General features: G+C 70.4%; 21 protein-coding genes. 16 read left to right on the top strand and 5 right to left on the bottom strand.

Annotation, left to right across the window (positions count from 1 at the left end):
• Nucleotides 1-2: 2 nt before the first annotated feature.
• Nucleotides 3-716: a signal peptidase I gene (gene lepB / locus NJC10_RS05325; RefSeq protein ID WP_319075059.1), complete on the top strand. Its 714-nt coding sequence runs from the start codon at nt 3-5 to the stop codon at nt 714-716.
• A 72-nt stretch (nt 717-788) separates the two neighbouring features.
• Here the strand turns inward: lepB and NJC10_RS05320 are convergent, their stop codons facing one another.
• Nucleotides 789-1,928 carry a PqqD family protein gene (locus NJC10_RS05320; RefSeq protein WP_319075058.1) on the bottom strand — a complete coding sequence of 380 codons (1,140 nt, stop codon included), beginning with the start codon at nt 1,926-1,928 and terminating at the stop codon, nt 789-791.
• Between the two features lie 194 nt (nt 1,929-2,122).
• On the opposite strand from NJC10_RS05320, the gene NJC10_RS05315 reads away from it, so the two are divergent.
• From NJC10_RS05315 to NJC10_RS05265, 11 genes are all read left to right on the top strand, one after another.
• Nucleotides 2,123-3,046 carry a glycosyltransferase family 2 protein gene (locus tag NJC10_RS05315; RefSeq protein ID WP_319075056.1) on the top strand — a complete coding sequence of 308 codons (924 nt, stop codon included), beginning with the start codon at nt 2,123-2,125 and terminating at the stop codon, nt 3,044-3,046.
• A complete protein-coding gene (locus NJC10_RS05310) occupies nt 3,043-4,125 on the top strand; it encodes a glycosyltransferase (protein ID WP_319075055.1) in 1,083 nt (360 codons plus the stop codon). The genes NJC10_RS05315 and NJC10_RS05310 overlap by 4 nt, the downstream gene beginning before the upstream one ends.
• The gene (locus tag NJC10_RS05305) at nt 4,125-5,261 is read left to right on the top strand and encodes an RNA-binding protein (RefSeq protein ID WP_319075053.1); all 1,137 of its coding nucleotides are present in this window, start codon (nt 4,125-4,127) and stop codon (nt 5,259-5,261) included. Before NJC10_RS05310 ends, NJC10_RS05305 begins: the two co-directional genes overlap by 1 nt.
• Complete coding sequence (locus NJC10_RS05300) at nt 5,258-6,049, top strand: acylneuraminate cytidylyltransferase family protein (protein ID WP_319075052.1); 792 nt, start codon at nt 5,258-5,260, stop codon at nt 6,047-6,049. The genes NJC10_RS05305 and NJC10_RS05300 overlap by 4 nt, the downstream gene beginning before the upstream one ends.
• Nucleotides 6,046-8,289, top strand: a complete 2,244-nt coding sequence (locus NJC10_RS05295) for an N-acetylneuraminate synthase family protein (protein ID WP_319075051.1) — start codon at nt 6,046-6,048, stop codon at nt 8,287-8,289. Before NJC10_RS05300 ends, NJC10_RS05295 begins: the two co-directional genes overlap by 4 nt.
• Nucleotides 8,280-9,419: a glycosyltransferase gene (locus NJC10_RS05290; protein ID WP_319075050.1), complete on the top strand. Its 1,140-nt coding sequence runs from the start codon at nt 8,280-8,282 to the stop codon at nt 9,417-9,419. Before NJC10_RS05295 ends, NJC10_RS05290 begins: the two co-directional genes overlap by 10 nt.
• Nucleotides 9,416-10,561 (top strand): acyltransferase, encoded by a 1,146-nt coding sequence (locus tag NJC10_RS05285; protein WP_319075049.1) that lies wholly within the window; start codon nt 9,416-9,418, stop codon nt 10,559-10,561. The genes NJC10_RS05290 and NJC10_RS05285 overlap by 4 nt, the downstream gene beginning before the upstream one ends.
• Nucleotides 10,558-11,595, top strand: coding sequence for a glycosyltransferase (locus tag NJC10_RS05280; RefSeq protein WP_319075048.1), 1,038 nt, complete (start codon nt 10,558-10,560; stop codon nt 11,593-11,595). The genes NJC10_RS05285 and NJC10_RS05280 overlap by 4 nt, the downstream gene beginning before the upstream one ends.
• A gap of 16 nt (nt 11,596-11,611) precedes the next feature.
• Nucleotides 11,612-12,574 (top strand): glycosyltransferase family A protein, encoded by a 963-nt coding sequence (locus NJC10_RS05275; RefSeq protein WP_319075046.1) that lies wholly within the window; start codon nt 11,612-11,614, stop codon nt 12,572-12,574.
• Between the two features lie 9 nt (nt 12,575-12,583).
• Entirely contained in the window at nt 12,584-13,717 is a 1,134-nt protein-coding gene (locus NJC10_RS05270) for a glycosyltransferase (RefSeq protein WP_319075044.1), read from the top strand.
• A gap of 291 nt (nt 13,718-14,008) precedes the next feature.
• Entirely contained in the window at nt 14,009-14,899 is an 891-nt protein-coding gene (locus NJC10_RS05265) for a glycosyltransferase family 4 protein (RefSeq protein WP_159832909.1), read from the top strand.
• Here the strand turns inward: NJC10_RS05265 and NJC10_RS05260 are convergent.
• Both NJC10_RS05260 and rfbA read right to left on the bottom strand, forming a co-directional pair.
• Nucleotides 14,871-16,481, bottom strand: coding sequence for a glycosyltransferase family 39 protein (locus NJC10_RS05260; protein WP_036317381.1), 1,611 nt, complete (start codon nt 16,479-16,481; stop codon nt 14,871-14,873). The genes NJC10_RS05265 and NJC10_RS05260 overlap by 29 nt on opposite strands.
• A gap of 2 nt (nt 16,482-16,483) precedes the next feature.
• A complete protein-coding gene (rfbA, locus tag NJC10_RS05255) occupies nt 16,484-17,353 on the bottom strand; it encodes a glucose-1-phosphate thymidylyltransferase RfbA (protein ID WP_319075040.1) in 870 nt (289 codons plus the stop codon).
• 280 nt (nt 17,354-17,633) lie between these two features.
• On the opposite strand from rfbA, the gene NJC10_RS05250 reads away from it, so the two are divergent.
• A complete protein-coding gene (locus NJC10_RS05250; RefSeq protein WP_063189840.1) occupies nt 17,634-18,293 on the top strand; it encodes an alpha-1,2-fucosyltransferase in 660 nt (219 codons plus the stop codon).
• Nucleotides 18,293-19,462, top strand: a complete 1,170-nt coding sequence (locus NJC10_RS05245; RefSeq protein ID WP_144081957.1) for a glycosyltransferase — start codon at nt 18,293-18,295, stop codon at nt 19,460-19,462. Before NJC10_RS05250 ends, NJC10_RS05245 begins: the two co-directional genes overlap by 1 nt.
• A 48-nt stretch (nt 19,463-19,510) precedes the next feature.
• Here the strand turns inward: NJC10_RS05245 and NJC10_RS05240 are convergent, their stop codons facing one another.
• Complete coding sequence (locus tag NJC10_RS05240) at nt 19,511-21,394, bottom strand: glycosyltransferase family A protein (protein ID WP_319075038.1); 1,884 nt, start codon at nt 21,392-21,394, stop codon at nt 19,511-19,513.
• A gap of 150 nt (nt 21,395-21,544) precedes the next feature.
• Between NJC10_RS05240 and rfbB the strand changes: the two genes are divergently transcribed.
• A complete protein-coding gene (rfbB, locus tag NJC10_RS05235; protein WP_319075037.1) occupies nt 21,545-22,540 on the top strand; it encodes a dTDP-glucose 4,6-dehydratase in 996 nt (331 codons plus the stop codon).
• Nucleotides 22,541-22,553: 13 nt separating this feature from the next.
• The gene (locus tag NJC10_RS05230; protein ID WP_319075035.1) at nt 22,554-23,975 is read left to right on the top strand and encodes a sugar nucleotide-binding protein; all 1,422 of its coding nucleotides are present in this window, start codon (nt 22,554-22,556) and stop codon (nt 23,973-23,975) included.
• A gap of 107 nt (nt 23,976-24,082) precedes the next feature.
• On the opposite strand, the gene NJC10_RS05225 is transcribed toward NJC10_RS05230, so the two are convergent.
• Nucleotides 24,083-25,522: a polysaccharide biosynthesis tyrosine autokinase gene (locus tag NJC10_RS05225; protein WP_319075033.1), complete on the bottom strand. Its 1,440-nt coding sequence runs from the start codon at nt 25,520-25,522 to the stop codon at nt 24,083-24,085.
• Nucleotides 25,523-25,659: the final 137 nt, after the last annotated feature.

Raw genomic sequence — 25,659 nt, 5'->3', positions numbered from 1 at the left:
GCATGACGGGTACCACGGCCGCCGCTGAGCCGAAGCACGCCCGCCTGCCCGGATGGCTGGCGGTGCTGCTGAACGTGGCCGTCGCGATCATCGTGGTGGCGGTGGTCCAGGCGTTCTGGGTGAAGGTCTACTCCGTGCCGTCGGGCTCGATGGAGAACACCCTGGAGATCGGGGACCGCATGCTGGTGAACCGGACCGCCTACCCGGACGGCATGGCGGAGCAGCAGGACGTGGTGGTGTTCAACGCCAACGAGGAATGGGCCCAGCCGATGCCCGAGGACGGCCCGCTCGAGGCCGTGGTGCGTGGATTCGGCGATCTCACGGGCATCGGCCGCTCCCACGAGCAGGCGCTCGTGAAGCGCGTCATCGGTGAGGCCGGGCAGACGGTCTCCTGCTGCACCTCGGCCGGCCAGGTGGTGGTGGACGGCGCGCCCCAGGACGAGCCGTACGTGTACGAGGACCTGCCGTTCGTGCCCGGCCGGCTCGACTGCGAGTCCGACGTGGTCTCGTCGCGGTGCTTCGGCCCCGTGACCGTCCCCGCGGACTCCATGCTCGTGATGGGCGACCACCGCTCGAACTCCGCCGACTCCGTGATCGCCTGCCGGGGCACCGTGGGGGAGCAGACCGACGGCTGCGCCCGCTTCGTGCGGCGTGACGACATCGTGGGGAAGGTGTTCACCACGGTGTGGCCGCCCTCGAACTGGGGCGGGCACTGAGCCGTCCGTGGACACGACGGCGGGCCGTCACCCTCGAGGGGTGGCGGCCCGCGGCGCGCTGTGGGCAGAGGGTCATTCGGCGCGGAGGAGTCCTTGCTCGGAGAGCTGGGCCACCGCTGCCTCCACTCTGTCGGCGGCGTCCGGGGGCACGGGCCCGTTGCTGCTCAGCCGGTCGAGGATCTCCTCCGGCGTGAGGGGCTCCGTCAAGAGGAACCAGATCGCCGGTCCGAGCCCTGCGAGCATCACGAGCTCGGTGTCGTGCAGCAGCACGAGGGTGTGGTCGGCGGTGAGGATGCCGTCGTCGGCTCCGCGGCGGCGGATGCGCCGGGGGTCCGTGCTGGGCTCGCCCGCCTCCGTCGGGGAGGTCGGGGACGTCGGCTCGCTCGAAGGAGCCAGCTCGTCGTCCTCCAGCGGATCCCATGACCGGTCGAGCCGGACCGGAGCATCGGCGAGGAGCCGGTCCAGCACCGGGCGGAGTCCCTCCGCCTCGGTGTAGACCAGGCGGTGGGCGCCGCCCACGCGGTCCAGGACGCCGCACAGCGTCACGAGGCCGCGGGGCAGCTGCGAGAGGGAGGACGTCTGCGGCACCAGCAGCTGCAGCGCCTCCAGCAGGGGGAGGGGCTCCGCCCGGGCGGGCACGGCCTCCGTCGCATCGCGCACGCGGTCCAGCACGGCCACGCGCCGCACCGTGCCCGGCACGGTCGGCCCCAGACCGAGTCCGTCCGGTCCCACTTGGTGCTTCGGACGCACGCCGGCGTCCCCCAGCAGGGAGAGCGGCTTGGCGTACGGGGTCACCCCCAGGTCTGCGGGATCCACGATGGCCGTCTCGTCCGTGAGGTAGGCGAAGTGGGGGCCGAGGCGTCGTGTCGCGGTGGTCTTCCCCGTGCCGGAGGCGGCGGCCAGCACGACGGCGGCGCCCGTCTCCGGGACGGCGAGGCAGGCGCCGTGGAACATCAGGTGGGTGCCGCGGCAGGAGCCGATCGCCGCGGACGTGGCCGCGTACACGATCGACTCGTGGAAGACGTCCCAGTCCTGACCCTCGGCCCGTTCGAGGTCGGCGGCGGCCGGGGTGGGGATCGGGGTGGGGCTGCACCGGGACCAGTCACGGCACAGCGTCTCGCTGGCGGTCTCGTCGAGGCCGCTCACCGTCAGGGTGTCCAGGCCTGCCGTCAGGCGCAGGGAGCGGGGCGTCCCGGCATCAGAGGTGGGCATCGAGGTCTCCCATTCGGCAGCGGGGCGAAGGTCACGGCGAGCGACCGCCTCCCTCCGGCACGGGCCCGAGAGGCGAGTCCAGTCTACGGAGTGCCTGCGGGGCCCGGGGCCGGCGCCCGCCGACGCCCCGCCGCCTATACTGGAGCCGCAGCGTGCACCCTTCGCGCCGCTGAGTCTGCCTGCCGGAGGACCCCATGCCTGAGATCGTCCCCGAACCGTCCGTCACGGTGGTGATCCCGCACTACGGGGACCCGGCTCCCACGGCGGCACTGGCTGCCTCCCTCCTGGAGGCCCGGTCCACCTGCCTGGCCGGCGTCGTCGTCGCCGATGACGCCTCGCCCGTGCCCTACCCGGACAGCGACGACGCACGCCTCACCGTGGTGCGTCGTCCCGCCAACGGAGGCTTCGGCGCGAACGTGAACACCGGTCTGGCCGAGGTCCGCACGGAGTACGCCCTCGTGCTCAACTCGGACGCGCTCATCACAGGTGAGCAGATCGACGCGCTCGTGGCCGCGGCGGCACCGTTCCAGCCGGCCGTGGTGAGCCCGCAGGTGGTCAACGAGGACGGCACCCCGCAGTGGTCCGGGCGCCACTTCCCCACGGTCCTGCACCAGACCGTCGAGTGGCTGACCCCGCTGGCCCGCTTCCGTCACCTGGACGTGCTCCACGAGGCCGTAGGCCATGACGTGCACGCGGCTGAGGCCACCGAGCCCGTGCCCGTGGACTGGGTGATGGGCGCCGTGATGCTGCTGCCGATGGCCGAGGTCCGCGCGGTGGGGGGCTTCGACGAGGCCTACTTCATGAACTCCGAGGAGGTGGACCTCCAGCAGCGGCTCCGCCGGCGGGGGATCCCCTCGATCGTGATTCCCACCATCCACGTCACGCATGGCCTGCACGGCTCCTCGGATCCGCTGCGGCGTCGCGCGTGGCTCGTGGACTCGCGGTTCCGCTATGCCCGCAAGTTCGGCCGTCCGCGCGCGCTCAGGGCCGCGCTCACCGCGGCCACGGGTGCCAACCTCGCCGTCAACGCCCTTCGGCAGGCCCGGGGCACGGACGTGGACGCGCGCCGTGTGGCGAAGGACGAGCTGCGCCTGATCTGGCGGGGGACCCGCCGATGACCGCCCGCACCTACACCGTCCCCGCGCCCCTGGGCTCCACTCCCGCCCGCTCCGGCGTGCCCGCCGGGCGCCGCACCGAGCGCCTGTTCCTCGTCTCGCCCGCCTTCCACGGCTATCACCGCTCCATCGCCCGCGCGTGGGCGCAGCAGGGCTTCGACGTCACGGTGCACTGCTACGACGCGTACGCCACCCCCGCCATGAAGCTGCGCAACAAGGCCCTCCTGGAGCTGCCGCAGAGGGTCGGCATGGACCGCACGGCCGCCCGCGTCGCGTGGGACACCCAGCGGGCGGTCGCCGCCCTGCGCGAGGCCAGGCCCGACCGCGTGCTCGTCATCAAGGGCGACTCCCTCGGCGAGCAGTTCTGGGACGAAGTCCGAGCGCTCGGCGTGCCCCGCATGCTGTGGCTCTACGACGACCTCCACCGTCACGACTACTCCCTGGACTTCCTGCGCACCGTGGGTCCCGTGCTGAGCTATGCCCGCTCCGAGGCGGACGAGCTCACGGCCGACGGCGTGGACGCCCACTATCTGCCCAACGGCTTCGACCCGGACCTGGACGTGCCCCCCCTCGAACGGAGGGACGAGCTCGTGTTCGTGGGTTCGCGCTACCCCAACCGTGTGGAGCTGCTCACCCGCCTGGCCGCCGCGGGCGTCCCCGTGCGCGCCTACGGCCGGCAGTGGAGCCACCACCCCGTGGACCGCCTGCGGACGTGGGAGCTGCGCCGCCCGGCCCTGCCCGCCGAGCGGGACATCCCTCTCAACGAGGCCTACGCCGTGCAGGCCGCCGCCGCCGGCGCCATCAACGTCCACGGCCTGCAGGCCGGCCATGCGATGCGCACCTTCGAGGTGCCCGGCATGGGTGGGCTCCAACTGGTGGACCGGGCGGACGTGGCGGAGTTCTACGAGCCCGGCGCGGAGGTCCTCGTGTTCGAGAGCCCCGAGCACCTCGTGGAGCTGGGCTCCCGCGCGGTGCGCGAGCCCGCGTGGGGCGAGCGCATCCGCGCCGCCGGCCGCCGCCGCTCCCACGCGGAGCACACCTTCGCGCACCGCGCCGCCGCCGCGCAGGACTGGTGGACCTGATGGCCGGCGGCGCTGACGCCCCCCTGTTCTGGAGGCCCGAGGACCTGCCCCGGTGGCAGCGGTGGCAACGGGCCCAGTGGCCGGCCTCGCGGCGCGCTGCGGACGCCGCGCGCTCTGCCATCCGTGCCGCCCGGGGCACCGCGGCCGGCGCCGAGAGCCCGATGCTGATGCTCCCCGAGGGGGAGGTTCACTCGCTCCTGGCGCTGGAGTCCTTCGGCCCCACGCAGCTCGCCGCGCTGGCCGCGCCCGTCGCGGCCCTGCCGCCGGAGGCTGCCGCCGGCGTCGGATGGGTCCTCCCCGGGGAGGCCACCGCGGAGCAGATCGCGGCGTTGCCGGGGGCACGGACCCCGGGCGTGCGCCTGACGCCGATCCCTGCGGCCGCTGGGCCGTTGCTGCTGCCCCGCCTCGCAGGGCTGCGCCGCGTGCTGGTGGCGGGGGAGTACCTGCCCTCTGGCCGCGCGGCCGTGCGCTGGGCCCGCGAGCGCGGCGCCGAGGTGGCGGTGGTGCAGCACGGACTGCTCGCCGTCTCCACCCCGCCGGTGCCTCGCGAGAGCACGCTCTACGCCTTCACCTCCGAGGACGCCGCGTGGTGGACGCAGGGCCGCGCCGACGTGCGCGTCCGCGCGGTCGGGTCCGCCCTCCTGGAGGACGCCCGTCGGACTGCGGCGCACCGGCCCGCCGGCCCCGACGCCGCGGGCCCCGGCGTCTTCCTCGGCCAGCTGCACGGCGCCGAGCTGCCCCGTGCTGACTTCGCCCGGGCGGCGGAGGACTACATCCGCGTCACCGGTGCCGTGTACCGCCCGCATCCGGCCGAGAAGGACCGACTCTCCCGTGCGCAGCACGCCCGCTGGGAGGCGCAGGGCATCACGGCGGACCGCTCCGACGTCCCGCTCACGCAGACCACGGGCCCCGTGGTCTCGGTCTTCTCCACGGGCGTGCTGGAGGCGGCGCAGTCGGGCCGGCCCGCGTGGGTCACGCACCCCGACCCGCCGGCGTGGCTCGAGGGGTTCTGGGAGCGCTACGGCATGCGCCGCTGGAGACCGGGCCACCGGCCCGATCCCACGCCGCCGCTGGCTTCGCCCACGCCCGATCCCGCCGCTGCCATCGCGGCCGACCTCTGGAGGAGCGCCTCATGAGCATCCTGTGCGTCATCCCCGTGCGCGGCGGCTCCCGCGGCCTGCCGGGCAAGAACGTCCGCCTGCTCGGCGGCCACCCGCTCGTGGCGTGGACCATTCAGTCCGCGCTCGAGGCGGAGGCGGACCTGCATGTGGTGGTCTCCACGGACTCCGAGGAGATCGCCGAGGTGGCCACGCGCTACGGCGCGGACGTGCCCGGCCTGCGCCCTGCGGAGCTCGCGCAGGATGAGACGCCCACCGAACCCGTGATCGAGCACCACCTGGCCATGGAGCGCACCGCCGGCGTCGAGCCCGAGGCCGTGATGCTGCTGCAGGCCACCAGCCCGCTGCGCCTGCCCGGCACGCTGGACCGCGCCGTCGCGCAGTTCCGCGCCACCGGCGTGGACTCCCTCGTCGGCGTCGTGCCGGTCTCCCCGTTCGTGTGGCGCCATGCACCGGACCCGGCGGCGGACCCCATCCCGGACTTCGACGTCACGCACCGCAAGCGCCGTCAGGACATGACGCGCACGGACCTGCGCTTCCGGGAGAACGGCTCGCTCTACGTGACGCGCCCCTGGGTCTACGACCGGCTGCACAACCGGCTCGGCGGCCGGATCGGCCTGCTGGAGCTCGACGACCTCGAGGGCGTGGACATCGACACCGAGTTGGACTTCGCCCTGGCCGAGCAGCAGATGGACCAGTACCTGGCGGTCCACAAGGTGCTCCGGCACCGCCCCGACCTCGGTGCCGCGCGCACCGCCGAGACCCCCACCACCGGCCCGAACCGCACCCCCGGAGGCGCGCAGTGATCATCGAACGCAGGCTCACCCCCTACCTCGTCTTCCCCGAGGACTCGCTCCTGGTCGCCCTGCAGAAGATGACCGACAACCGCGAGCGCACCGTGTTCGTGGTGGACTCCCACGGCTTCCTCGTCGGCTCCCTGACGGACGGGGATGTGCGCCGCTGGCTCGTGGCGCATCCGGAGGCGTCGCTGGATGTGGCCGCGGCCGACGTCGCCCATCGCGACCCGGCGACGGCGCCCCTGGGCGCCACCCCGGCCGAGATGCGCGAGGCCCTGCCCGCCGGGGCGCTGCACCTGCCGCTGCTGGACGAGCGCGGCCGCCTGACGGCCCTGGCGATCAACCGGGAGGCGGAGCTGCGGATCGGCGGGCACCGGATCGGGGAGGGCCACCCGGCGTTCCTGATCGCCGAGATCGGCAACAACCATCAGGGTGATGTGGACCTGGCCCGCCGTCTCGTGGACCTGGCCGTCGAGGCGGGTGCGGACGCGGTGAAGTTCCAGCTGCGGGACATGGACGCCCTGTACCGGCAGTCCGGTGCGGCCACCGCCGGTGAGGACCTGGGCGCGCAGCGCACCCTGGACGAGCTGGCCAAGTTCTCGCTCTCCGCCGAGGACATGGTGCGGGTGTTCGACCACGTCCGGGAGGCCGGCGTCGCCCTGATGTGCACCCCGTGGGACGCCCCGTCCATGCGGGTGCTGCGCGAGTACCCGGTGGACGGCGTGAAGATCGCCTCGGCGGACCTGACGAACCACGGGCTGCTGCGGGACGCGGCCGCCTCCGACCTGCCGATGGTGCTCTCCACCGGCATGTCCCGGGAGGAGGAGATCCGCGAGTCGGCGGCCCTCGTGCGCTCCTTCGGCGTCCCCTTCGCGATGCTGCACGCCCAGTCCACGTACCCCGCCCCCTACAAGGACGTGAACCTGGCCTACCTGGACCGGCTCGCGGAGATCGCGCAGACGCCGGTGGGCTACTCGGGCCACGAGCGCGGCTTCCACGTGGCCCTGGCGGCGGTGGCCCGGGGCGCTGCGATCATCGAGAAGCACTTCACCGTGGACCGCGGGCTCGAGGGCAACGACCACAAGGTCTCCCTGCTGCCGGAGGAGTTCGCGCAGATGGTCCGGCAGACGCGGGAGATCGAGGAGTCGATCGGCGTCGGGACCGAGCGCGTGGTCTCCACGGGCGAGGCGATGAACCGCATCAACCTGGCCAAGTCCCTGGTGGCGGCCCGCCCGCTGCAGGCCGGCGCCACGATCACCGCCGACGACGTGACCGTGAAGTCCCCGGGCCGTGGCCTGCAGCCCAACCAGCTGCCGCGTCTGCTGGGCCGCACCGTGCACCGCGAGATGGCCGAGGGCGACTTCTTCTTCGCCGGCGACCTCACGGACACGGTGCCCACCGGGCGCCAGTTCCAGTTCCGGCGCCCCTGGGGCCTGCCGGTGCGGTACCACGACGTCGAGGCGCTGACGAAGGACTGCACCCCGGACTTCCTGGAGTTCCACTTCTCCTACAAGGACCTCGAGATCGACATCGACTCGGTGTTCCGTGAGCCCATGCCGGGAGGCTTCACCACCCACCTGCCGGACATCTTCTCCGGCGACTTCCTCGTGGACCTGGCCAGCGACGACGACGCCGTGTGGGAGCGCTCGATCGCCGAGGTGCAGCGCACGATCGACATCACCCGGGACCTGAAGCGCTGGTTCCCGCACGAGGAGGAGCCCATCATGGTCATCACCATGGGCGGGTTCACCCTGGACCGGCACATCCGCCCGGAGGAGCGGCTGCCGAAGTACGAGCGCATCGCCGAGGCCGTGAAGCGCCTGGACACCTCCGGCATCCGGATCGCCGCGCAGACGCTGCCGCCGTTCCCGTGGCTGATGGGCGGTCAGCAGTACCACAACGTCTTCATGGACCCGGACGACACCGTGGCGTTCGTGGAGGCCACGGGGGTGCCCCTGTGCCTGGACATCTCCCACTCCAAGCTCTCGTCCACGTTCCTGGGGATCCCCTTCTCGGAGATGGTGGAGAAGCTGGCCCCGCACACCATCCACCTGCACCTCGTGGACGCCACCGGTGTGGACGGGGAGGGACCGCAGATCGGGGAGGGCGACGTCGACTGGCCCGTGCTGTGCGAGCAGCTGGACCGCCTGGCCCCCGGGGTGAGCTTCATCCCGGAGATCTGGCAGGGCCACATCAACAACGGCGAGGGCTTCTGGACGGCCCTGGACCGCCTGGAGCAGTGGCTGTGATCCCGACGGCGGCGACGGCCACCCCGGCCCCGCTGACGCTCTGGGTGGTGCCGGTCGCCGACCTCGGCGGCGTGGCCCGGCACGTCCTCGACGTCGCACGCGTCGGCCTGCCCGGCCTGCGTCTGGCGGTGCTCTGCCCCGAGGGGCCGCTCGCCGAGCGCCTGCGCGAGCAGGGTGCGGCGGTGTTCACCGGGGACGTCGGTCCCGACGCCGGCCTGGCCGCCTCGGTGCGGACGCTGCGGCGCACGGTGCGCACCCTGCGCCCGGCCGCGGTCCACACGCACCTGGCCTACGCCGACCTCGCGGCGTTCACCGCGCTCGGCCCGGGGCGGGCCCGGCGGCGGGCCGGTGCGCCGGCGCTGCTCAGCACCGAGCATGGGATCGCCCCGGACGACGGGCTGTACAACCGCGCCGCGGCGGCCCGGGTGAAGAACGCCGCACACCGCGCCCGGCTGCGCGGCACGGACCTCGTGATCGCGGTGGCGCAGTCCACCGCGGACGTGCTCCGGCGCAAGTGGGGTGCGGGGGCGCCCCTCACCGTGGTGCGCAACGGGGTGGATGTGTCCGCGGTGCGCGCCGCGGCCGCGGGGCAGCGGCGCACACCGGGGGAGGGGCTGCGGGTCCTCTCCCTGTCCCGGCTGGCCCCCGAGAAGAACCTGGACCGGCTGATCGCGGCACTGCCCGCCTTGCTTGACCGGGACCCCGGGACGCGGTTGACGCTGGCCGGCTCGGGTCCCCTGGAGGGGCAGCTGCGCGCCCAGGCCGAGGCGCTCGGTGTCGCGGATGCGGTGGACCTGCCCGGCTTCGTGGAGCCGTGGGGGGCCATGGCCGAGCACGACGTGCTGGTGCAGCTCTCCGCGTGGGAGAACCTCAGCTACACCCTGCTCGACGCTGCGGCCGCGGGCCTGCCCGCCGTCGCCACGGACGTGGGCGGCAACGGGGAGATCCTGCCCCCCGAGCGCCTGGTCCACGAGACCACTCCGGCGGCCATCGCCGACGCCGTCATGCGTGCCGCCGCGGAGGGACCGGGCGAGGTGCGCGTGGGCGACGTGGAGACCATGGCCCGCGCCACCGCCGAGGCGACCCTCGAGGTGCTCGGGCGCCGGGTGGGGAAGGTGGGTACCCGATGACCGCAGCGAGCCCGAACGAGCCGGGGGCGGCCTCCGTGGCCCCGGCCGAGAAGCGCGTTCCAGGGCCCCGGTTCCGGGAGCTGGACGGTCTTCGGGGGATCGCGGCGCTGGCCGTGGTGTTCTCGCACTTCGGCGGGACGCACAATTTCCACTACCGCGACGATCCCCCGGCTTTTCATGACTTCGTCTGGGGTGGCACGGGGGTCCAGCTGTTTTTCATGATCAGCGGTTTCGTGATCCTCATGACCGCGCGCCGTGCCTCGCGTCCCAGCGATTTCGTCATCTCCCGAGTGGCGCGGCTGTACCCGCCGTACTGGCTCTCGCTTGCATTCGCCGTCGTGATCCTCGCCCTCGTTCAGGTGCCGGGGTACTCGCTGAGTCCGGGGCAGATCTTCGTCAATCTCACGATGGTGCAACGATGGTTGCTCGTCGACGATGTGGTCGACGTGTACTGGACGCTGGCGGTCGAGATGCAGTTCTACGCACTTGTCTTGACCCTCCTCATCCTCAGCCGTTGCCGGTTGTCGGACCGTCTCGTCCTGTGGGCATGTCTGGGTTGGTCTGTGTTGTCCTGGACGGTGGTGGCCGTGACTTCACAAGCCGCAGCGCCACGCCCAGCGGGGGACCCCACGTGGGTCAAACTCGTCAACAACATCACTGTTGCCGAGTACGCACCGATGTTCGTCCTGGGCATGGTGGTGTTCCTGGCACGGGAGACGGGTCGCCACCGAAAAGCGGTGGCCGCAGCCTTTGCATCGGCTGTCGTGAGTCCGTTCGTCTTGCGCGACATGACCCTTGGGTTCTGGGTGCTGGCAGCAGCAACCTTGTTCACTGTAGCGGCCCTCCGACGAAAGACCTGGCTCCTCACAACGCCGCCCTTCCAGTTCTACGGCCGGATCAGCTACTCCCTGTACATCATCCACGTCATTCCCGGCTATCTGGTCATCCATGCTCTATGGCCGTACGTGGGCCGGAACATGGCCATGCTCTTGGCCCTGGCCGTGGTCTCCGTGCTCGCCTGGGCCCTACAGAAGTACGGCGAGGAGCGCCTCGGCCGCGCGGCCAAGCGGGGGCTGACCCGCGTCCGCTCCGTCGTGGACGCACGGACCGGCCATCCCCGATCCCTGGGGTCGGCCCGATGACCGGACGCATCTGGATCCTGGCGAACCAGGGCAAGGTGGGCGGCGGCGAGGTGATGCTGCACCACCTCGCCACGGCCTTGCGCGAGCTGGGGCGGGACGTGGGCGTCGTGGCCCCGGCCCACCCGGCCGAGACTGCCGATCGCCTCGCCGCGGACGGCTTCGACGTGGTCCGCGTGGGTGGGCCCGGACGCCTGGGGTACATGCGGGCGTTGCGGGCCTGGGACCGTGGCCGCGGCGACGACGACGTCGCCTGGTGCAACGGGCTGCTGCCGGCCACGGCCCTGGCTGGCCGGCCGCGCCGGATCGTGCACCTGCACCAGGTGCCCGAGAAGCCGCTTCTGCGCGTGTTCTCCGCCCTGGCGCGTCCCGGCGCGCTCGCGGTCCTCGCGCCCTCCCGATTCGCGGCGGACCGCATCCGCGGGGCCCGCGTGCTCCACAACTGGGTTCCGGGTCCGACGACGCCGCAGACAGGGCGGACCCGCGGTGCCGATGAGCCGCTGACCGTGGGCTTCCTCGGCCGACTGTCCGAGGACAAGGGCATCGTCACCCTGCTGGAGGCCGCCGCGCTGCTGCGGAAGACCGACCCGGGTGCTTTCGTGTTCCGCGTCGCGGGGGAGAGTCGGTTCGTGGCGGATGACGAGGCCGAGCGGCTTGCCACCGCCCTGAAGGCGGCGGGTGAGGACGTCCAGGTGCTCGGCTGGCAGGACACCGCCGAGTTCCTGGCTTCCGTGGACGTGCTGGCCGTTCCGTCTCATGTGGCGGAGTCATTCGGCCTCGTGGCGGCCGAGGCGATGGCCTCTGGGGTGCCCGTGGCGGTGTCGGAGGCGGGCGCACTACCGGAGGTCGTGGGCCCGGTCCATCCGTACGTGTTCCCCCAGGGTGACGCCCCGGCGCTGGCGTCGACCCTGGCCGCCGCCCGAAGGTCGGACCTCAGCACTGTCGCCGACACACAGCGGCGCCGCTGGGAGTCGCTGTTCTCACCCGAGGCCGGCCGCGCCGCCGTCGCCGAGCTCCTGGATGACTTGTCCCTATGACACCTGCGGAGGACTCATGACCGAGACGCCCCTGGCCCCCGAGGCCAGCGTGATCGTCCCCAGCCGGGGCGGCGCTCAGCGGTTGCCGCGCCTGATCGGCGCGCTCGCCGCGCAGGAGGACGCCCCGCCGTTCGAGGCCCACGTGGTCGTGGACGGGGATGTGGACGGGTCCGAAGGGATGCTCGCGCAGTTGGCCGCGGAGCATCCGGGCCTGGACCTGAGCTGGACCGTCTTCGGCGAGAACCGCGGACGGGTCGCCGCGCTGAATGCAGGTGCCGACGCGACGTCCGGCCGCATCCTCATCCGGGCCGACGACGACCTGGAGCCCGGGCCCCACTACATCCGCGACCACGTGGCCGCGCACGCGGGCGGGTCCGGCGGAGCGATCGGGCTTTACTTGAACGTCCTGGAGCCCACCCCGTATCAGCGCGCCTACGGTGACGCCCAGGACGTCCTGCACCGCGAGCACGCGTATGCGCTGCCAACGGACCGGCAGTGGCGGCACTGGGCGGGCAACGTGTCCGTTCCGCGTGCCCTGCACGAGCAGATCGGAGGCTACGACTCGGACTACCGACAGTACGGGTGGGAGGACATCGACTACGGGTACCGGCTTCACGCGGCAGGCTACCCGGTGGTGATTCGCCCCGAGCTGGAGACGCGGCACCACGCTGCCGCCGTGACGACGCACTCGAAGGCGGTGCGGGCCCTGCACGGCACGGCCGCGCGGAACCTGTTCGTGAGCAAGCACGGGGCGGCACCGCTCGGCACCATCGGTGCTCCGCGAGGCGCGTGGGGTGCTGCCGTGCGCCTGGTGGCGTTGAGCACCACCGAGGCCACGCTCACGCGCTCCAGTGCGTTGATCGACGCCGTCGCGGACCACCTGCCCCGGGGGCTCGCCCGTCGACTCATCGCCCTCCAGGTGGAGGGTGCCGCCGAAGCCGGACGGGCTCATCCCCACCGCGCGCAACGGGCCATCTGAGGAGACACGATGTCGGAACAGACCCCCGCAAAGATCGCCATCGCCCACGACTACCTCACCCAGAAGGGCGGGGCGGAACGGGTGGTGCTCGCCATGCACCGGATGTGGCCGGACGCGCCCATCTACACGACGTTCTACGACCCCGAGGGGACCTTCCCGGAGTTCAAGGACGCACGCATCATCACCTCGCCCCTGAACCGGGTCGGGTTGCTGCGGAAGGACCCACGGAGGGCACTGCCGCTCCTGCCCCTGGCCTCCTCGTTGATGCGCGTGAAGGAGCCGGTCGCCGTCGTCTCGACCTCCGGCTGGGCGCACGGATTCCGCTACGACGGCGCCACGCTCGTCTACTGCCACACCCCGGCGCGCTGGGTCTACCTGCTGGACGACTACCTGGGCGAGGGCGGTCGGAACAGCATCAAGGGCCGGATCGCCCGCGTGTTGCGCCCGGGTCTGCACAGGTGGGACCGCGCGGCCATCCGGCGTCGATCACGCTATGTGGCCAACTCCACGGTAGTGAAGAAGAGGATCGAAGACGTCTACGGGCTCGAGGGCGTGGACCTCGTGTTCCCGCCGCACTCCGTGAGCACGGATGGCCCGCAGGAGCCGATCCCCGGAGCCGAGCGATTGGCGGAGGACGGCTTCCTGCTGTCGGTCGCGCGGCTCATGCCGTACAAGCACGTGGACGTGGCGATCGAAGCAGCGGCCCGTGCGGGGCGGCCGCTCGTGGTGATCGGCAAGGGCCCCGAGGAGGCCCGACTGCGGGCGATGGCGGGGGAGGACGTGGTGTTCGGCCAGGACCTCACCGACGCGCAGCTGCGCTGGGCGTACGCACATGCGACGGCACTGATCGCCGCGAGCCACGAGGACTTCGGCATCACCCCGCTCGAGGCGAGCGCGTGGGGCGTGCCCACCGTGGCGCTACGGGCCGGCGGTTACCTGGACACCATCGTGGAAGGCGTCAACGGGGTGTTCGTGGAGGAGCCGACGGTGGATGCGGTGGCCGGAGGGGTGGAACGTCTGCTGGCTCATGACTGGGACCGGGCGGCGATGCAGGCGCACGCCGAGCAGTTTTCCGAAGTGGAGTTCAGCCAACGAATTCGCAATGCGCTCACGAATCTGCCGCGAATTGCGGGACAGCGATGAGCATCCCTCGGCGTCTGGTGTAATGGCCACATGCGAGCCAACGATCCCGGGGTGACACTCACCGTAGCCGTCACATACCCGGGGGACCCGACTGACCCCCAGTCTTGGTCTGGCACTCCGGCGGGTCTCATCCGGGGCCTCGAGGCGGCGGGAGTCCGGGTGGTGCCGGTGGACCTGACCCCGCCGTCCGCTGCCGCTCGAGTCTGGACTCGGGTGACGGCACAACGGCTTCGCCCGACGGCCGACGAGTTGCTGACGCTTGGCCGTGAGAGTGCTGCCTACGCCCGCCTGGTGGAGCTGACTGCACTGTACCGCGTTCCCCGCCATGTGGACGCCGTCCTCCAGATCGGCACGGGCTACCGAGTTCACCACCGACGACTCGCCACTTTCGAGGATATGACGATCGCCCAGGCGGTCGAGCACGCGTGGGGCCCGTTTCCTGACCTGCCGCCAGCTCTCGTCGACGGACGACGGCGCCTGCAGCAGAGCGTCTACGAGAAGGCGGGCATCTGTTTCGCGGCTACATCCTGGGTCGCTGACTCCATCAGTGACGACTACGGAATTCCTCGCGAGTGGATCACGGTGACGGGGCTGGGCGTCAATCGAGAGGGGCAGCCTTCCACGGACAAGGATTGGAGTTCGCCGCGGTTCCTCTTCGTCGGCCACGACTGGGAACGTAAACGCGGCGACGCCGTGGTCAAGGCCTTTGCGCAGGTGCGCGACCTGTACCCCGACGCCCTCCTCCACCTGGTCGGCGCGGGTGTCCCCAACATCGATGCTGACGGGGTCGTGGTGCACGGGCTCCTGCCCATCTCAGAGCCGGCGGCGCAACAGCGACTGGGACGCCTCTTCGCCGAAGCCACGTGTCTCGTCGTGCCCAGCCGACTCGAGCCCGCAGGCATCGTGTACGCGGAGGCCGGCCGCATGGGCATTCCCTCCATCGGGACCACTGTGGGCGGGGCCTCAGACATGATCGGCGACGGTGGGATCGTCGTGGATCCGTCAGACCCAGGGGGGGTCAGTGAAGCCATGCTGCGTCTGGCGGACCCGGCTGTGGCCAAGGAGGCGGGGCGCCGCGCATCACAGCACGCAGCGCGCCTGACCTGGGAAGCGGTCGGCGCGAGAGTCCGCGACCGCTTGGTCCGCGCCGTCGTCAGCGGCAGGGGTCCAGGCGCTCGATGACCACACGGTCCTGTCCGAAGAACAGGTACTTCGTGTAGGTGATCGTCCGAACGGGTTCCGTGGCTGCCACGGGGTCTCCCATGGACACGACGGCGCACTGACGCGAGTCGGAGAAGAGTGCAGCCCACCCGCCGACGACGTCTGATCGAGCCGGATCTTCTGCTACGCCCACGTTCGAGTGCAGCCCTACCCAGGCGAATCCGGCGTCCACGTCCTGCGGCGCCAGCCCCTCCGCCACGAGCTCCTCCGCCGCCTGCCACACGACGCCCGTGCTCGACCACGTATGAAGAGTCACCAGGGCAGTGGAGGCCACGACGATGAGGGCGGCCGTCGCGGCGGCGGCCCTCTGGGCCGCCCGGGTCCGTGTGGCCCGAAGCACCAGCACACTCAGGGGCACGATGAGCGGGTAGAGATACCGCTCGAACATCGCCTGGCCCGAGAACGTCTGCACTGTGATGCCCGCGAGGTAGATCAGCAAGAACGAGGCCATGAGCAGGACGACGGGTTGACCAGCCGGTCGCCATGGACGGCCTGGGCGACGACGTGCACGCGCCACGACATCGCCACACAGGGCCGCCACCGTGGTGCCGGCGAGGATCGCCAGCCCTGCGGCGCACCAGAGAAGCCAGCCCGGCACCGTGTCACGTGCGCCGTGGGACATGGCCATGTAGGCGCCGTCGGCGGCCAGGTAATTTCCCAGCAGGGCGCCCCGCCCGAGGAGGAATACTAGCCCTGCCGTAGTGAGGGCACCTGCCGTGCCGAAAGACCAGGCCGCGGCGGAGCGCGGCTTTGAGGCGCCGAGTAGGACCGCCGGAGAACACACGAACATCAAGGTCATGACCCCCATTGCGAGGGCCCGCACCGCGCCTCCAACTGTGGGATCGACCATGGGCGGATCGTCACCTGGCTGTGACCGGCGCCAGACCTCGAAGGCGGCGATAGCGACCAGCGTGACGAGGGAGGCGACGAAAATGACGCGCCGTCTGTCCCGTCGAACGAGCCAGGCGGTCACCGCGACCGCCGCCACTGCTGCCAGGCCCTGCTCTCGAACCGTGGTCGCCCACAGCCCAAACGCCATGCTCCCGATGAGGTTGAGGACGCCGCCGCCGTCGAGGTAGCGGGCACCGAAGTACAGACCACCCGCAATGCCCGCCATCATCGGGACATCAGTCATGTAGGACGTCGACAGCAGTGCAAAGCCTGGAGCTACTCCGACCAACGCCGCGACCAGCAACGAGCGGCCCCTCGGCAGAACCCGTCGCGCCGTGCCGTAAGAGAAGCCGATCATGGCGGCTCCGCAGAGCATCACGAACACATGCTGGCCGACGACGCTGGACGCAAGCGAACCTAGGGGCACCATCATCCCGACCATCGAGGCCCGGTTGAATCCGACGAGATGCACCCGGCCGGTCTCGGCAAACGAAGCGGCGATCCGTGAATGAGCCCACGAGTCGTTGTGAGGAATCCAGAGCGCACCGGCGGTGCCTGCAACAATCGCGGGGAGGACCACAAGGGCCACGATCAGGGCCGTCACGATGACGGCGTCGGTGTGATGTCCTCGTGCGCGCACGACGGTTTCCATGCTCATCTTGCGGTGTTGAGCAGGTCGAGCAGATAGCGGCCGTAGCCGGATTTCACCAGTGGCTGGGCTCGTTCCTGAAGCTGCTCATCTGTAAGGAGCCCCTGGCGCCACGCCACTTCCTCAGGAGAACCGACCTTGAGTCCCTGGCGGGACTCGACCGTGCGAATGAAGTTGGACGCGTCGTTGAGGTCGTGGAAGGTGCCGGTGTCGAGCCACGCCGTCCCGCGGGGGAGGACTTCGACGTTCAGGGCGCCGCGCGCGAGGTAGGTGCGGTTCACGTCCGTGATCTCCAGCTCGCCGCGGGCTGAGGGCTTCAAACTCCTGGCAATCTCGACAACGTCGTTGTCGTAGAAGTAGAGCCCCGGGACGGCGTAGTTCGACTTGGGGTGGGCCGGCTTCTCCTCGAGGGATACGGCCTTCCCCTCGGTGTCGAACTCCACAACGCCGTAGGCCGTCGGGTCGGCGACCCAGTAACCGAACACGGTGGCTCCGTCGACCTGGGTGTGACGGCGCAGCTGCTGGCCCATGCCGGGGCCGTAGAAGATGTTGTCGCCGAGCACAAGGGCGACGTGGTCGGTTCCGATGTGCTCCTCGCCGAGGATGAACGCCTGGGCAAGGCCGTCTGGGGAAGGCTGCTGCACATAGGTCAGAGAGACGCCGAACTGGGAACCGTCGCCGAGGAGGCGCTGGAACTGCTCCGCGTCGTGTGGGGTGGTGATGACAAGGATGTCGCTGATGCCCGCGAGGATGAGGGTGGACAGCGGGTAGTAGATCATCGGCTTGTCGTAGACGGGGACGAGCTGCTTCGAGATGCCGTGGGTAATGGGATGCAGCCGGGAGCCCGTGCCGCCGGCGAGGATGATGCCCTTCATGCTGTGATGCTATCGGGAGCAGAGGGTCCTGTCTGAGGGGTACGCACGGTGGGTGTACAGGATCCCCTCAGTGTGAGCAGAAGCCGGATATGATCACCCTGTGCAGCAAGTCGTCAGAGATGCCATCGCACGCGGTGTGGCTCCGATCCGCCGGCGTCAGCCGTACGTGATCTGGGGAAATGAACCCATGAACGGTGGGAATTTTCTCTTCCTGTGGGTGACCGCGTGGGCTCGTCAACGGTCCACCGGGGTGAGTTGGCTTGTGAGGTACAAGCCCAAAATGGAACCGTGGCTCCAGGAATTCCCGCGACTTCGCGAACTGACGGTGACGGAGGACAAGGTTTCCTTCTTCCAGTCACGGACCGTGGAATGGGGTCACGAGATCAATGTGGATTTCCTCTACCCGGACCTGAAGCAGTTCTGCCGGGACATGCTCCTCCAGGGGTCGGCCTTCAGCGATCGCTGGGGCACCGTCACGCCGGGGGCCACGGTGGTGAACGTGCGGCGCGGCGACTACTACAGCAACCCAGAATTCCGGCGTCATTACGGATTCGACGTTCGTGAATTCGTGCGGGTGGCGATCGAAGAAATCGACTCCCCGGGAGGGGCGCCGGTGGTCTTTGTCTCCGACGATCCCGACTGGTGCGTGACCCATCTGTCGGACCTGTTTGCGGGCGGCGATGTCCGGGTGATGCCTTCGCCACATGACATGTTCCAAGACCTGGCCCAGGTCTCGAGCGCGGATAACCTGATCCTGGCTAATTCTACATTTTCATACTGGGGCGGTTACCTCGCCTCCTCTCGACCCCCCGGGCAGCGACCGCGCAGGGTCGTAGCGCCGCTGTTTTTTGGACGCCACTATCCGTACTCTGAGTCCGCACTCCTCTTGCCGGAATGGCTCGCCGTGCCCGGGGACCGGTACGGGGAAGGAAGCGCCTGATGCCCCTCGGTCTCAATGTGCCGTCTACACCGGGCCCTCGGCTCGGATACGTGCTACCCGGTCCGATCCTCTCTTCCGGTGGCCTGGTTGCCATGGAGGCGCGCGGATTCTCGGGCCTGACTGAGCTGGCTCGCAGTTGGCCAGGACGGGTCATCGTCCTCGCGCCTGCGGTGAATGACATCCCCGAACCGCTCCCACTGGCCTACGTGACCGCAGACGTCGACAGCCTGGGTTTCGACATCGTCAAAGCTCAGCCCGTCCCGGCTGAGATCGATTCCCTGGGCCTGGACCTGACGCTGGGTCTCCTGGCACCCCATTGGAGAGGGATGACCGAAGCCCGTACGCCCGCAGTACTGACGGCCGAGGTGGACTACGGCATCCGTCTCGGCATCCACCGTGCGACGTCCTCCGGAATCCCGCTCGCTCGTGCAGCGGTCGGACTCCTTCGTGTCGAGGCCGGGTTACGCAGACAGGCTCGGAAAGCGAGATCTCTTCAGTGCAACGGACCTGCTGCCTTCCGGGCCTATGGTAAGCAGTCAGCCACCCCGCTGGCCTTCATGGACCATCGAATCTACGCCGCAGACGTCGCAGCCGCGCGTGCCGTTCGGGCATGGGACGGCGAGGGTCCTCTTCGCATGGCCTTCTCCGGTCGACTGGACCCGATCAAGGGCCCTGAGTACGCTCTTGAAGTCGCCCATCGGGCACGCCGGGCGGGTCTGCCGGTGGAGATGGCCTTTCTGGGGACCGGGCCAATGCGCGAGACACTGCAGGACCGCGCGGAAGGCTGGGTCCAGTTCCGTGGATTCCGCGACTACCGCACCGAGTGGCTGAACGACGTACGGGACACCGTCGACCTCATGCTGCTGCCCCACCTCCAGGGCGACCCGTCCTGTACCTACTTCGAGTCCCTGGGATCAGGTGCACCGGTGCTCGGCTACGCGAACGCCACGCTGAGCCCGCTCGTGCGGCGCCATGGTGTGGGCTGGGCGGTGCCGAGGGGAGACATCGACGGCATGGTGGAGATTCTGCGATCTCTCATCGATGACCCCGAGGCACTCCTTCGTGCACGGCAGGCAGGTCTCGACCTCGTAGCGACAAACGATTTCGAAACGACGACCCAGCGTCGCGCCGACCACCTGCTCCAACACATCGGCCCCGCTCCGCTCTAAGCGGGCCCTGTCCACCCTGGGGCCTGCCTTGGAGAGGCTCGTGCCCCCTCAGCTGGCCACTCGCTGCCCGATCATTCGAGCAAGGTGGGCGGCCGCGTGGGCCGGCGTCGCTGCGCCGCGCCAGCTGCCCTGAAACATTGCCAGCACCTCGCGCAATGGCATGCCGATGCGTGCGGCCCGTTTTGTCAGCTCCCACTGATGTGATTGCGCAAGCTCCCTGGCCTCCTCCGATGTGCCGTGCTCCGCATTGCGCAAGGCCGCGAACATGGACCGGACAAAACGGGGACTGTCATGCGCGAACCCCACTGTGCCCAGAGAGGTTGTCAGGCGCCTGACGGCAACAAGGGGCTCCTCCGTGTAGGCGAAGCGATATCGCGCCGCCAGACGGGTGAGGAGCTCGAAGTCCTCGTAGAAGAGGTCCTCGGCGTAGCCGCCCTTCTCTCGAAGAACAGCTGTGCGCATAAAGAACGACGCTGCCGGGATCCAGTTGGACTCGATGAGACAGGCAAGGGTGTCCTCGCTGCGCCGTGGCTCGTCTGGCCACGGGAACTCGATGCGCGAGGACGGGTGGAGCACCGAGGAGTTCTCGTCGATCACCACGGCGTCGCTGTAGGCAAGAACGACATCATCTGGAGCGGTCCGCAGAAGATCCTCGTGTATCGCGATCCGATCCTCGCGCATGGTGTCGTCACCCGCGATGTAGGTGACGAATTCGGTGTCCACCTTGGCCAGCAGCCGGTTAAGGGTCGGGTTCAGGCCCATGTTGATGGCATTGGGATGGAATTCGAACGACGACGGGGCGTCAGCGAGCCAGCGCCGGATCACCTCGGCAGTGCCGTCTCCTGGCGATGCGTCATCGGCGACGAGGACCCGAACCGGGGGAACGGTCTGACGTCGAATGCTCTCCAGGGTCTCGATGACGTAGGGAGCGTGGTTGTAGGCGACCACCAAAACGGTCGTGCCCGGGTTGTGTGGGCGCTCCGAGGAGCCCAGTCCCAGACCAATTCGCGGCTTGGTCTGCCGCCGGAGAACTCGATGGCGCGTCCACCCGTCGCAGAGTCCCCAAGCCGTCGCTAAGCGATCGACCGCGCCAGGCCAGTCGCGTGCCTTCAGCCCAGTGGCCATAGCGACCGTAGCCGCGCCCGCGCGGGCCAGTTCTGCGGTCGGTGCGGAGCCAAATTCGGGCACCGCATGCCAAGCGTCCCGCGCCGAAGCGGCCTCCGCAAGTGAACGTCCCGCCTGGGCCTGCGTGCGGACGCGGTCACGCCATGCGGAGGGCCGGGCGTAAATGATGCTCATGGCTCCGCAGTCCGTGATCGGCACGCCGGCGCGGTCGAGGCGGAAGGCTAGGTCGTTGTCCTCGCCGCCGCGGACGAGGGCCGCATCGAACCCCCCAACAGCTAGGAGGACGTCCCGTCGGGCGGCGAAGTTCCCGCCCATGAGGGCGGGCCCCATCGACCCCCGCCCTGCAGGACGTGGGGGGACTGGCACGGTCTCTGCCACCAGCATCTCGAGTTTCTCTGCGAGTGACTTGCCGGCGAGCTGTATGTCCTCCTTGACCACCACTCCACCGGTCACGACGGGGAAGTCGGCGAGGAACTCGTGAGCGAGCCGGCACCAGTCGGGGTGGACGACGTCGTCGTCGTCGCAGAACGCGAGTCTGTCGGCCGACGCCTCGCTGATGCCACGGTTTCGGGCGAAGGCCGCACCGCGATGTTCCTCGGCGTCGACCACGCGGACGGTCACGCCATCAGGCAGGGGCCGGAGAGCGGCGACATAGGATCGCAGCCACGCATTTCCTCCGTTGTCGCACAGCAGGATTTCCCTTGGCGGCGCATCGGTTTGAAACAGCAGAGCCGTGATCTGGTCCTTCAGGGGCTGTCCGCTGCGGTGGCAGGGAATGATGATTGACAGCCGCGGTGACTCCAACATGGCCCTCCATCGTCGACTGGGTGTGTCCTGAGACCTCTTGCCAGACTAGTGGGATCTTCTGGGCCTGAGGCGTCGTCCGGCCCGCACGGACCGGCATCGCCCGGGCAGGCGGCGATGGGTGAGCTGAAGCGCTCCCGATAGTGTGACCCCATGCGCATCCTCGTCACCGGCGGCGCCGGGTTCATCGGCTCGAACTTCGTCCACCACGTCGTCCGCGAGACCGGGCACGACGTCGTCGTCCTGGACAAGCTCACCTACGCCGGCAACCGGGAGAACCTCGCCGGCCTGCCCGAGGGCCGCGTCCGCCTCGAGGTGGGGGACATCTGCGACGCGGCCCTGGTGGACCGCCTGGTCGCCGAGTCGGACGCCGTCGTGCACTACGCGGCGGAGTCGCACAACGACAATTCGCTGAACGATCCCTCCCCGTTCATCCAGACGAACATCGTCGGAACCTTCGTCCTCCTGGAAGCGGTCCGCAAGCACGGCAAGCGGTTCCACCACGTGTCCACGGACGAGGTCTACGGCGACCTCGAGCTCGACGACCCGGCGAAGTTCACGGAGACCACCCCGTACAACCCCTCCAGCCCCTACTCGGCCTCGAAGGCCGGCTCGGACCACCTGGTGCGCGCGTGGGTGCGCTCCTTCGGCGTGCAGGCCACGCTGAGCAACTGCTCCAACAACTACGGCCCCTACCAGCACATCGAGAAGTTCATCCCGCGCCAGATCACCAACCTGATCGACGGCGTCCGCCCCCGCCTCTACGGCCAGGGCGTCAACGTCCGGGACTGGATCCACACGGAGGACCACTCCTCGGCCGTGCTGCGCATCCTTGAGCGCGGCGAGATCGGCCGCACGTACCTGATCGGCTCGGACGGGGAGAGGAACAACAAGGAGATCGTGGAGATCCTCCTCGAGCTCTTCGACCGCCCCGCGGACGACTACGACCTCGTCGCCGACCGCCCCGGCCACGACCTGCGCTACGCGATCGACAACACCGCCCTGCGCACCGAGCTCGGCTGGGAGCCGCAGTTCACGGACATCCGCGCCGGCCTGGCGGACACGGTCCGCTGGTACCGCGAGAACGAGGCCTGGTGGCGCCCGGCCAAGGACGCCGTCGAGGCCACGTACCGCGCCCAGGGCCAGTGAGGGGGAACCGCTGATGCGCATCACCGAGACCGCCATCCCCGGCCTGCTCGTCCTCGACCTCGACGTCCACGGGGACAACCGCGGCTGGTTCAAGGAGAACTGGCAGCGGGAGAAGATCCGCGCCCTCGCCGCCGAGCACCCCCGCCTGGCCTCGCTCGCCCCGGTGCAGAACAACATCTCCTTCAACGACGCCGTCGGCACCACCCGCGGCATCCACGCCGAACCCTGGGACAAGTACGTGGCCGTCGCCCACGGCCGGATCTTCGGCGCCTGGGTGGACCTGCGCGAAGGGCCGTCCTTCGGCGCCGTCGCCACCGTGGAGCTCGGCCCGGAGAAGGCCGTCTTCGTGCCGCGCGGGGTGGGCAACTCCTACCAGACGCTCGAGCCGGACACCGCCTACACCTACCTGGTGAATGACCACTGGTCCGCCGACGCGCAAGGCCGGTACACGTTCCTCAACCTCGCGGACCCGACGGCGGCCATCGCCTGGCCCATCCCGCTCGAGGACGCCGAGCTCTCGGACAAGGACCGCGCCCACCCGATGCTCGGGGACGTCACCCCCATGCCGCCCGCCCCGATCCTCGTGCTCGGCGCCGGCGGGCAGCTCGGCCGCGCGCTCGTCGCCCGGGCCGAGGCCGCCGGCATCCCGGTCGAGGCGCACGATCGCGCCACGTGGGACCTAGCCGACCCTGCCGCCTGGCCGCGCGAGCACTTCCGCGGCCTCCACGCCGTCGTCAACGCCTCCGCCATGACGGCCGTGGATGCCGCCGAGACCCCCGAGGGCCGCGCCCAGGCGTGGGCCGTCAACGCGACCGCCGTGGCAGAGCTCGCCCGCCGCTGCGCCGACGCCGGGGTGCCCCTGGCGCACGTCTCCACGGACTACGTGTTCGACGGCTCCCTGCCCGTGGGGCAGGAGCACCCCGTGGACCACCCGCTCGCCCCCCTCGGTGTGTACGGCCAGTCCAAGGCCGCCGGCGAGGCCGCCGCGCGCGTGCTTCCGCGCCACTGGATCGTGCGCACCTCCTGGGTGATCGGGGAGGGCAAGAACTTCGTGGCCACCATGGCGGCGCTCGCGGAGAAGGGGGTGAATCCGTCCGTGGTGGACGACCAGCACGGCCGGCTCACCTTCGCGGCGGACCTCGCCGATGCACTGCTGCACCTGGTCACCACCGAGGCGCCCACCGGCACCTATCACATGACCAACAGCGGTGACGTGGTCACCTGGCACGAGGTCGCCCGCTGGGTGTTCGAGGAGACCGGCCACGACGCCGGCCGCGTCTCCGGCACCACCACGGCGGAGTACACGGCCGGCAAGGAGGGCATCGCCCCCCGCCCGGCCAACAGCGCGATGGACCTCGGCCCGCTGACCGCCGTCGGCTACACGGCCCCGGACCAGCGCGAGCGCCTGCGCGAGCACCTGGCCGCACGCGGCTGAGTCCACCCCGGCCGGAAACCCCGCAGCGCGGCGGACCGAATCACCTCGGCGAAGGTCCTCGCACCGATGATCGGTGCGAGGCCCTTCGCGTCGGAGTGGGGGCGCTGTCAGCTGTTGCGGCGCCGGCCGGGGGTCTTCTCAGCGCGCCGGCTGAGATCCGCCTCCTTGGCGGCCCGCTTGGACTCCGCGCGGGAGGGGCGGGCGTCGTTGCCCTTCAGGTAGGCGTCGTGCGACGTGTGGTAGTCGCCGTATCCGTAGCCATAGCCGTACCCTCCCCGCTTGGAGGAGGTCACGCCGTTCAGCACGGTCCCGAGCACCGTGGCGTCCACGCCGGTGAGGAGCTCGGTGGCGGCCTCCAGGTGGTCCTTGCGGGTCTGGCCGGCGCGCACCACGAGCACGGTGCCGTCCACGGCGGTGGACAGGAGCGCGGCGTCGGTGACGGGCAGCATAGGCGGGCTGTCCACCACCACGAAGTAGTCCTGGGAGGCCAGCTGGAGCAGGGTGCGCATGCGCTCGGAGCCGACGAGCTCGGAGGGGTTCGGAGGCGTCCGGCCGGCGGGCAGGAGGGTGAGGTTCTCGATGCCCGTGTCGGCCAGTGCCTCGTCCGCGGGAACCTGGCCGGCGAGCACCTCGGAGAGGCCGACGTCGCCCGGCACCTGGAAGAGGTCGTGCTGACGGGGGCGGCGCAGGTCGGCGTCGATCAGCAGCACGCGCTCACCGGCGAGGGCGAGGGCGCGGGCCAGGTTGGAGGCGACGGTGGACTTGCCCTCGGAGGGGTTGGCGCTGGTGAAGGCCACCACGCGGGGCGGGTGGTCCACCGAGACGAACTTGAGGTTGGTGCGCAGCTGGCGGATCGCCTCGCCGGCGCGGGGGTCGAGGTCCACGGCGGACTCGCCCTTCTTCGCCAGGGTGATGTTCTCGGGGATCGAGCCGATGACGCCGACGCCCGTGATCTCTCGCACGTCGTTCCGGGTGCGGACCTTGACGTCCAGCATGCGGCGCAGCAGCGCCCACAGCAGGCCGAGGACCAGGCCGGCCAGGGCACCCGTGAGGACGTTCTTCGAGGTGTCCGGGCTGATGGGGGTGCTGGGGACCTTGGCGTCCGAGAGCGGGATGACCTCCACCGGGCTGTTCCGGTCCACCTCCGCGGCCACGTCCGCCGTCGCCTTGAGGGCGGAGTTGGCCAGGGTGGCCGCCATCTGAGGGTCGGTGGAGGTGGCCGTCACCTTGATGAGGTTGGAGTCCGGCACCATCGCGGCGGTGAGCGAGCCGCTCACGTCCTGCCCCGTCTCCTCCCGCACGCGGTCCAGCACGGCGGCGCTGTTGGTGAGCGCGAGGTAGGACGCGCCGCGGGACTCGCCCGGCATGCCGCCCATGATCACGCTGTTCTCCGTGTTGCTGGGCGCCAGGAAGCCCGTGGACTCCGAGGCGTAGAGGCGCGGCTGCAGGGCCGAGTAGCCGAAGGCGAGCGCTGCCCCCAGCAGGGCGGTCAGCGCGAGGAGGAGCAGGTTCGCCCGCAGGAGGCGGAGGAAGTCGACGACCGTCACGGGTACCTCGTTCGGGGCATGGCAGTAGGCGGGGCGGGTGGTGCCCCAGTGCGCCCACGGTATCAACAGAACGCGAGCGGCTCGGGCCGCGTGGCCGGTGCTCCTTCTGTGGCGTCCGACCGTGCCCAGTACGCTGA

It is taken from the genome of Micrococcus sp. M4NT, assembly GCF_033790745.1.
Lineage (GTDB): Bacteria > Actinomycetota > Actinomycetes > Actinomycetales > Micrococcaceae > Micrococcus.
The sequence above is the reverse complement of the archived record's forward strand: the minus strand, read 5'-3'. Positions and strand labels throughout refer to the sequence as shown.